This window comes from Cedecea sp. P7760, assembly GCF_013386425.1.
GTDB lineage: Bacteria > Pseudomonadota > Gammaproteobacteria > Enterobacterales > Enterobacteriaceae > Cedecea > Cedecea selenatireducens.
The window spans coordinates 55594-63819 of record NZ_JACARU010000021.1; the positions used below are offsets into that span (position 1 = coordinate 55594).

Genomic DNA, 8226 nt, shown 5'->3' on the forward strand with positions numbered 1-8226 from the left:
TCAGGCGAAGTAGCTTTGCAGCGTATTGATGACGGTGCGTTGGTTCACCGGCGACAGGTTATAGAACAGCGGCAGACGCAGCAGGCGCTCGCTTTCGCGGGTCGTGAAGCGGTCTTCCCCGTGGAAGCGACCAAACTTCTCACCCGCCGGGCAGGTATGCAGCGGAATATAGTGGAAGACCGCCATGATCTCCGCCTCTTTCAGGTATGAAATCAGCGCGCTGCGGTCCTCAATATTGCGCAGTTTGATGTAAAACATATGGGCGTTCTGCACGCAGTTTTCAGGAATAGCCGGCAGCTCTATGCGCCCGGCTTTTGCCAACGGTGCGAGGGCATCATGATAGGTTTGCCACAGCTTCAGGCGCTGATGGTTAATCTTCTCTGCCGCCTCCAGCTGTGCCCAAAGATAAGCGGCCTGCAAATCTGCCATCAGGTAGCTTGAACCGATATCACGCCAGGTATACTTATCCACCTGCCCACGGAAGAATTGGCTGCGGTTGGTGCCTTTTTCACGAACGATTTCCGCACGCTCAATCAGCGCAGGATCGTTAACCAGCGTCGCGCCACCCTCACCGCCCGCGGTGTAGTTTTTGGTTTCATGAAAACTAAAACAACCGATGTGCCCAATAGAACCTAACGCACGGCCTTTATAAGTGGACATCACACCCTGCGCGGCATCTTCCACCACGAAAAGGTTATGTTTTTTCGCGATAGCCATAATGACGTCCATTTCACAGGCTACGCCCGCGTAATGCACCGGCACGATGGCGCGTGTTTTTTCGGTGATAGCCGCTTCAATTTTGGTTTCGTCGATGTTCATGGTGTCAGGACGCACGTCCACAAACACAATGACCGCCCCCCGAAGCACGAAAGCATTAGCCGTCGAAACAAAGGTGTAGCTCGGCATAATCACTTCATCGCCAGGCTTGATATCCAGCAGGATAGCGGCCATTTCCAGCGACGCGGTACAGGACGGCGTGAGCAGAACTTTCTTGCTGCCAAAACGCTGTTCCATCCACTGCTGGCAGCGGCGGGTGAAACCACCGTCTCCGCACAGTTTGCCGCTGCCCATGGCAGCCTGCATGTATTCGAGTTCTGTACCGACGACCGGCGGAGCGTTAAATGGGATCATTTTTTTCACCTGTATAACCAGAAGGCGGTGCTTTCTATCGTGGCACCACTTTTAATATAGCGACGCAGCGCGGCGGTATTGCTCACCTGAGTCGCTACACGCAGGGTTTGCAAGCCACGCTGTATACACCAGTCTTGTGCCGCAGCCATCAGTTCTTCACCTACGCCTCGCCCTGCAAGCAGGCCAATTCGGGCCTCGACGTCATTGAGCTGCCGCAGGGTCACAAAGCCCTGATTCTCGCCGCAACGTTTGAGCAGCAGGCACTGATGATCAAAGGTGCCGAGCACGGCATTTTCAATCCACTGGGCGTAGAAACGGCCACTGTCGCCGTCCTTGTACCACGGTGTGCGAAAACGACTTTGCGTAAAGACCTGCGAGGCCGCCAGGCGAAGCGCGGGAATATCTTCGGGCTGCGCGATATCGACAGAAATAACTGCATTTTGCGTGCCAGGACAAAGCACCAGGTCAACTTCGCCTTCAACAAGCTGGAAACCAAATCGCTGAAGGCCATCCAGCCAGTCGGTACGATGCGTTGGAATTTTGGCCTGGACCCTGGACCAGTCACGTAGCTGTTCTTCCCGCAGCGCAGGAGCGTCTTCAGAAAAACGGACCGCGCTGCTGTTCACCTCAAAGAAGCGGTTTTCCCAGTCCAGCGGAGTCAGGGTTGCCTTAATCAGGCTCATCGCCGCCTACCGCCAAACGCCTTTGGTGTCGATAATCCACGGCTGACGCACGTTCTCAGCAGGAATAGCCTTAAACTCTTTATGATCGACCAGCATGACCAGCACGTCGGCCTTCTCAAGCGCGGCATCCACAGAAGTGAGTTCGCAGCGATCGGCAAGTTTCGTCGGCAGCGAGTGAATGTTCGGTTCAACGACTAGCGTTTTACCGCTATGCCATTCGGCCAGCAGTTCAGCAATTTCCATTGCCGGGCTTTCGCGTAAGTCGTCGATATTGGGCTTAAAGGCGAGGCCAAAGCAGGCAATCGTTAACTCACTGGCACGGCGGCCTGTTTCAGAAAGACAGTCGGCAATGGCGGCTTTAACCTGGCTAATCACCCACAGCGGCTTGCCGTCATTGACCTCACGAGCGGTGCGAATAAGGCGAGCTTGTTCAGGGTTCTGCGAAACGATAAACCATGGGTCTACCGCGATGCAGTGCCCTCCGACGCCCGGCCCCGGCTGCAGAACATTTACGCGAGGATGGCGATTGGCCAGACGAATCAGTTCCCAGACGTTGATCCCCTGATCGGCACAGATCAGCGATAATTCATTGGCGAATGCGATATTAACGTCGCGGAAGCTGTTTTCCGTCAGCTTGCACATTTCGGCAGTGCGGGCGTTGGTGATAACGCATTCCCCTTCAAGAAAAATGCTGTAAAGCTCGCTGGCACGTGCGGAACAGACAGGCGTCATGCCGCCCACAACGCGATCGTTTTTAATCAGCTCAACCATGACCTGACCCGGTAAAACTCGCTCCGGGCAATAGGCGATATTGATATCCGCCTGTTCTCCCACCTGGTGAGGGAAGCTCAAATCCGGGCGCAGGGCAGCCAGCCACTCGGCCATTTGCTCGGTCGCGCCAACGGGAGAGGTCGACTCCAGCACCACCAGGGCGCCTTTTTTGAGCACCGGGGCAATGGACTCTGCGGCAGCTTTCACATAAACCATGTCCGGTTCATGATCGCCTTTAAAAGGAGTTGGTACGGCAATCAGATAAGCATCAGCCTCAACGGGCTGTACGGTAGCGCTCAGGAATCCATCCTCAACGGCGGATTTCACCACTTTATCTAAATCAGGTTCGACAATGTGAATTTCACCACGATTAATGGTGTCCACCGCCCGCTGATTAATATCCACACCGATGACTTTCCGTTGACGGGAAGCAAATGCGGCAGCGGTTGGTAAGCCGATATAGCCAAGGCCAATGACGGAGATGGTGGAAAAATTCATAATTTCACCTGATTTTGTTTTAAGGCATTCAAAATTCGGCTGCAAGCCTCGCCGTCACCGTAAGGGTTATGGGCGCGGCTCATCGCATTATATTCTTGCTCATCACGGAGCAGTCGGGTGACTTCTGCCACAATTTTCTCTTCATCCGTCCCCACCAGGCGCACGGTCCCTGCAGCAACGGCTTCAGGACGCTCGGTAGTTTCACGCATCACCAAAACGGGCTTACCAAGGGAAGGGGCCTCTTCCTGGATTCCGCCGGAATCAGTCAGGATAAGCCAGGCATGATTCATGAGATAAACGAACGGCAGGTATTCCTGCGGCTCAATCAGAATCACGTTATCGACATGCCCCAGAATACGTCTGACTGGCTCACTGACGTTTGGATTCAGATGAACCGGATAAACTATCTGCACATCGCTGTTTTGGCTGGCGATTTTTGCCAGTGCATGGCAAATACGTTCGAAACCATCGCCAAAGCTTTCCCGGCGGTGGCCGGTGACCAGAATCATTTTTTTACTGGCATCAAGGAAGGGGTGGCGGGCCTCAATATCCTGACGCACAGAATCCTGAGCCAGGACGCGATCGCGTACGGAGATCAACGCGTCGATAACGGTATTGCCGGTGACGAAGATTTTTTGCTCGCTGATGTTTTCTTTTAGTAGATTCTGGCGCGAGTTTTCCGTTGGCGCGAAATGCCAGGAAGCAAGGTGTCCGGTTAAGGTACGGTTTGCTTCCTCCGGCCATGGAGAATAAAGATCGCCGGTGCGTAAGCCCGCCTCAACGTGGCCGACGGGGATCCGCTGGTAGAAAGCGGCAAGGCTGGCCGCAACGGTTGTGGTGGTATCGCCATGGACCAGAACGACATCCGGCTTAAAGGATTCCAGCACGGGCTTAAGCCCTTCCAGAATGCGGCAGGTAATTTCCGTCAAGCCCTGCCCCGGTTTCATAATATTTAAGTCGTAGTCTGGCGTAATGGAAAAGAGGTGTAATACCTGATCCAGCATCTCGCGATGCTGTGCCGTTACACATACTTTCGCGTCAAAAAACGCGTCTTTTGCCAACGCATCCACCAACGGGGCCATTTTTATAGCCTCCGGGCGCGTGCCAAAAACTGTTAATACTTTCACGGTGATTCTCTTATATTGAATTAGGCGGAGGCATTCCATCGCTCCTCCACCAGTAAAGGGCTTACGCGGCCTTTGGACGGCGAGCTAAGGCTACGCCAGCACCGATAAGCGCCCCAACCGCACCCCACATAATCAGCAAGAATGCACGACGAGGACTGTCGCGCTTAACCGGCTCTTCTGGCGTGCGTAAATAGCGGTAAGTTTGGAAACGAGTGTCGACCGTCGGCCCAACGTTTAACGTGTTTAACATCGCCCGATTCTGATCGTAGTCGATATCAAAATCAGGGCCGACGGCCTGAAGGCTTTCCAGCCTCGCCTGTAACATAGGGCGGCCCAGCATAAACATTTCTGAATCAGGAAGCTCTTCAGCGGGAACATTCGTTTCACTGCGGGTAATGTTTTGCTGTTGAGCTATTTTCAGCGCCTGCTCAACGCTTTTTATTTTGCGATCGTAAATGGACTGCGCAACGGCTTCCTGCCTTTTTACCTGTGCTTTCAGCTGGATGGTGCGTGCCGCCCAGGCGCCCGTGAGTTCTTCATTAAGATGGCTGGCTGCACGCTGGCTCGCAAAAGCAACGTATTGACGCAGAAGGTTATTGGCGTCCGCGGCGGTTTCAGCAACCAGCTTAACGCTATCGCTGATATTGCGAGCGCTGTCGCCAGAGGTGTACTGGATGTTATCGACAATTTCATCCAACAGCGCGGCATCGACTTTACTGTTCCCCACCTGACGCTGCTTGTAGTAATCCGTCTGTAGCCAAAAATCCCTGCGGGTGTCATAGGCCGAGAGCTGTACGACGAACTCTTTATAGGCTTCGTCCATCACCGAAGGCTGATCGGCCGTCGCCATATTGGATTTAACATCGAGGTTGCGCAGGAACTGCTGCTGGGAATAGTAGCCCCCCAACATATTGACCGTTGGGCGGTCAGTGATCGCCGTTGAACTCCACTCTTGTTTCGCTAAAAATGTATAAATCAGCGCAATAAGGGCAAATACAAAGGCAATTCCGATAATCCAGAATTTGCCCTGCCACAGCGTGCGAAACAAACCACGAATATCCAGCTCGTTTTCTACTGCCGGGTAACTGCCTGGCACGTTGTCTTTCATCGCTTCCCCAATTCAAGTCAGACTAGATGTTTACGTTGTTGTTTCTGCGAATGCGACGTTTATGGCGTCTGATAAAGCGAGCGACTTTCCAGGCTCGTTTAATACAAAAATCGTATAGTACAAATGCAAGCAAGAACAATGCCAACATTACCCACTCAGGGATAAAGTGCAGATATTCAGCGGCAACGCCAACGGCAGCAAGCAGCGCTGCGGCAAGCGTAATCAGGACAAAGGCCTGCCGTGAAGTAAAACCAGCCCGCATGATCAAATGATGAATGTGCTGGCGGTCTGGAGAGAATGGGCTCATACCCTTACGTAAACGACGATACATAATTGCAATCATATCCATCAGGGGAATCGCAATGATCCATAGCGCAGTCACTGGGCTTATTGGGTGTGTTTGTCCCTGAGTCGTCTCCAGCAGGATCCAGATAATCGTAAAACCGATTAACGTACTGCCGGCATCCCCCATAAAGACTTTATAGCGGCGTCCAAGCACACCCAGGTTAAGAAGGATGTATGGCAAGATGGCAACGATCATCGCAAAACACCACATCGCGAGACTGTACTGACCATCAAAGAATAGAATAATACCAATCGCAGCAAACGAAACGGATGAGAGTCCCCCCAGCAGACCATCAATCCCATCAACCATATTGAATGCGTTGATCGCCGCCCACACGGCAAACAGCGTCAGGAAATAGCCAAAGGGGCCTAGTACCAGTTCCCATGAACCAAATATATAGCCCAAACTACTAAGATGCAGATTGCCATAGAACATCATTACGATGCCAATAAGTGCCTGTATTGACGCTCGAATCTTCACTCTTACATCAAAACGGTCATCAAGTGCACCGATCAGAACAAGCACGCCCGCGCAGGTTAAATAAAGCCAGCCGTGTGGGATGTAGTACTTTCCGAGGATGAAAGAAAAGCAAATACCAGCGTAAACAGAGATCCCACCAACCAGGGGAATCAACCCTTGGTGACGTTTACGGAAATTCGGTTTATCAACAAGGCCGATTCTCTTCGCTACCTTACGAGCAATGAATAGAAAGGCGGTAGTAAAGATGAAAATTAGTAGTAAGTCAGTTCCGGCGGTGACTAAATTCACAGTGAAAGGTCTCTGCAAGATTTATGGGCAAAGTCAGCATAGTAGAAATATGCAACTGTCCCGAAGAGATTAAACATAATTCCTCCCTGAACAAACTGTTAGCGATGGACTGCTTCCATGGCAAAAGGAATTTTGAAAAGATAACGATAGCGAATACATTCATCGTATGTATATCGTATCTAGCAGAAAAGAAAAACGCCACGACTAAGCGTGGCGTTCCCCGAGTTTTTGTTGCTTACGAGCGCTTCATCATGTCGAAGAAGTCATCGTTGGTTTTGGTCATCGCCAACTTGTTGATGAGGAATTCCATGGCATCAATTTCGCCCATCGGGTGAATGATTTTGCGCAGGATCCACATTTTCTGCAGCTCTTCCTGGGTAGTAAGCAGCTCTTCTTTACGGGTACCGGAACGATTGTAGTCGATTGCCGGGAAGACGCGTTTTTCTGCGATCTTACGGGACAGGTGCAGCTCCATGTTACCGGTGCCTTTAAACTCTTCGTAGATAACTTCATCCATTTTAGAGCCGGTATCGATAAGCGCGGTGGCGATAATGGTCAGGCTGCCGCCCTCTTCCACGTTACGTGCAGCACCGAAGAAGCGTTTTGGACGGTGCAGGGCGTTTGCGTCCACACCACCGGTCAGTACTTTACCGGAAGCCGGTACTACGGTGTTGTAGGCACGCGCCAGACGAGTGATGGAGTCGAGCAGGATGATAACGTCTTTCTTGTGCTCAACCAGACGTTTCGCCTTCTCAATAACCATTTCGGCGACCTGCACGTGGCGGGAAGCTGGCTCGTCAAAGGTAGAGGCAACCACTTCACCCTTAACCAGACGCTGCATCTCGGTCACTTCTTCCGGACGTTCGTCGATCAGCAGTACCATCAGTACGCAATCAGGGTGGTTGTAGGCGATGCTCTGAGCGATGTTCTGCAACAGCATGGTTTTACCGGCTTTTGGCGGTGCCACGATAAGGCCACGCTGACCACGGCCGATTGGCGATGCCAGATCGAGTACGCGAGCGGTTAAATCTTCGGTAGAACCGTTACCACGCTCCATACGCAGACGAGAGTTTGCGTGCAGCGGGGTTAAGTTTTCGAACAGGATCTTGCTACGGGCGTTTTCCGGCTTGTCGTAGTTAACTTCGTTAACCTTCAGCAGCGCAAAGTAGCGTTCGCCTTCTTTCGGCGGACGAATCTTACCGGAGATGGTATCCCCTGTGCGAAGGTTGAAACGGCGGATTTGGCTGGGAGAAACGTAGATGTCATCGGGACCGGCGAGGTAGGAGCTGTCTGCAGAGCGGAGGAAACCAAATCCATCCTGCAGTATCTCCAGCACACCGTCACCAAAGATATCTTCGCCACTCTTAGCGTGTTGCTTCAGGATGGAGAAAATGATGTCCTGCTTGCGCATGCGGGCTTGGTTTTCCAGCCCCATATTTTCGCCGAGAGTAATCAGCTCAGAAACCGGCGTATTCTTTAATTCGGTAAGATTCATAATGGTGGGTTCTTAAACTCGGGGGAAATCTCGAACTTAGTTTCGTGAATGGTATGGCAGGGTCATCCGTGCCTGTTTAATGGCTACCACACATGTCCGATCGCTGCCTGGTCATAGGAAATACGCAGAACTGAAACGACAAGACGGAATGGGTGATAAGCCCGAATTCGGTTATGCGTCCGTTGTGATTGCTGTAAAAGAGAGTGTATTTGACAGCGAACGGGAAGCATTAAGGTAATACAAAGATTCAAACTTAAGGGCAAGTTCAAAGCGAAGTCATAGGGAAGGTGCGAACAAGT

The 8226-nt window shown here is 52.0% G+C and carries 7 protein-coding genes; all 7 read right to left on the bottom strand.

The features are described 5' to 3' along the window. Positions 1–1131 (bottom strand): dTDP-4-amino-4,6-dideoxygalactose transaminase, encoded by a 1131-nt coding sequence (gene rffA / locus HX778_RS08770; RefSeq protein WP_176981797.1) that lies wholly within the window; start codon positions 1129–1131, stop codon positions 1–3. A gap of 5 nt (positions 1132–1136) precedes the next feature. Continuing rightward, a complete protein-coding gene (gene rffC / locus HX778_RS08775) occupies positions 1137–1814 on the bottom strand; it encodes a dTDP-4-amino-4,6-dideoxy-D-galactose acyltransferase (protein WP_176981798.1) in 678 nt (225 codons plus the stop codon). Positions 1815–1820: 6 nt separating this feature from the next. Next, positions 1821–3083 carry a UDP-N-acetyl-D-mannosamine dehydrogenase gene (wecC, locus tag HX778_RS08780; protein ID WP_176981799.1) on the bottom strand — a complete coding sequence of 421 codons (1263 nt, stop codon included), beginning with the start codon at positions 3081–3083 and terminating at the stop codon, positions 1821–1823. Continuing rightward, positions 3080–4210, bottom strand: a complete 1131-nt coding sequence (gene wecB / locus HX778_RS08785) for a non-hydrolyzing UDP-N-acetylglucosamine 2-epimerase (RefSeq protein WP_038483036.1) — start codon at positions 4208–4210, stop codon at positions 3080–3082. The genes wecC and wecB overlap by 4 nt, the downstream gene beginning before the upstream one ends. Positions 4211–4271: 61 nt before the next feature. Further along, complete coding sequence (gene wzzE / locus HX778_RS08790; protein WP_038476933.1) at positions 4272–5318, bottom strand: ECA polysaccharide chain length modulation protein; 1047 nt, start codon at positions 5316–5318, stop codon at positions 4272–4274. Between the two features lie 22 nt (positions 5319–5340). Next, a complete protein-coding gene (gene wecA / locus HX778_RS08795; RefSeq protein WP_176981800.1) occupies positions 5341–6432 on the bottom strand; it encodes a UDP-N-acetylglucosamine--undecaprenyl-phosphate N-acetylglucosaminephosphotransferase in 1092 nt (363 codons plus the stop codon). A 235-nt stretch (positions 6433–6667) separates the two neighbouring features. Further along, positions 6668–7927 carry a transcription termination factor Rho gene (gene rho / locus HX778_RS08800; protein ID WP_008455558.1) on the bottom strand — a complete coding sequence of 420 codons (1260 nt, stop codon included), beginning with the start codon at positions 7925–7927 and terminating at the stop codon, positions 6668–6670. Positions 7928–8226 lie beyond the last annotated feature (299 nt).

Excerpts from the sequence above, each read along its gene's own strand:
- rffA (WP_176981797.1), bottom strand. The coding sequence starts at position 1,131 with ATGATCCCATTTAACGCTCCGCCGGTCGTCGGTACAGAACTCGAATAC.
- rffC (WP_176981798.1), bottom strand. The coding sequence starts at position 1,814 with ATGAGCCTGATTAAGGCAACCCTGACTCCGCTGGACTGGGAAAACCGC.
- wecC (WP_176981799.1), bottom strand. The coding sequence starts at position 3,083 with ATGAATTTTTCCACCATCTCCGTCATTGGCCTTGGCTATATCGGCTTA.
- wzzE (WP_038476933.1), bottom strand. The coding sequence starts at position 5,318 with ATGAAAGACAACGTGCCAGGCAGTTACCCGGCAGTAGAAAACGAGCTG.
- rho (WP_008455558.1), bottom strand. The coding sequence starts at position 7,927 with ATGAATCTTACCGAATTAAAGAATACGCCGGTTTCTGAGCTGATTACT.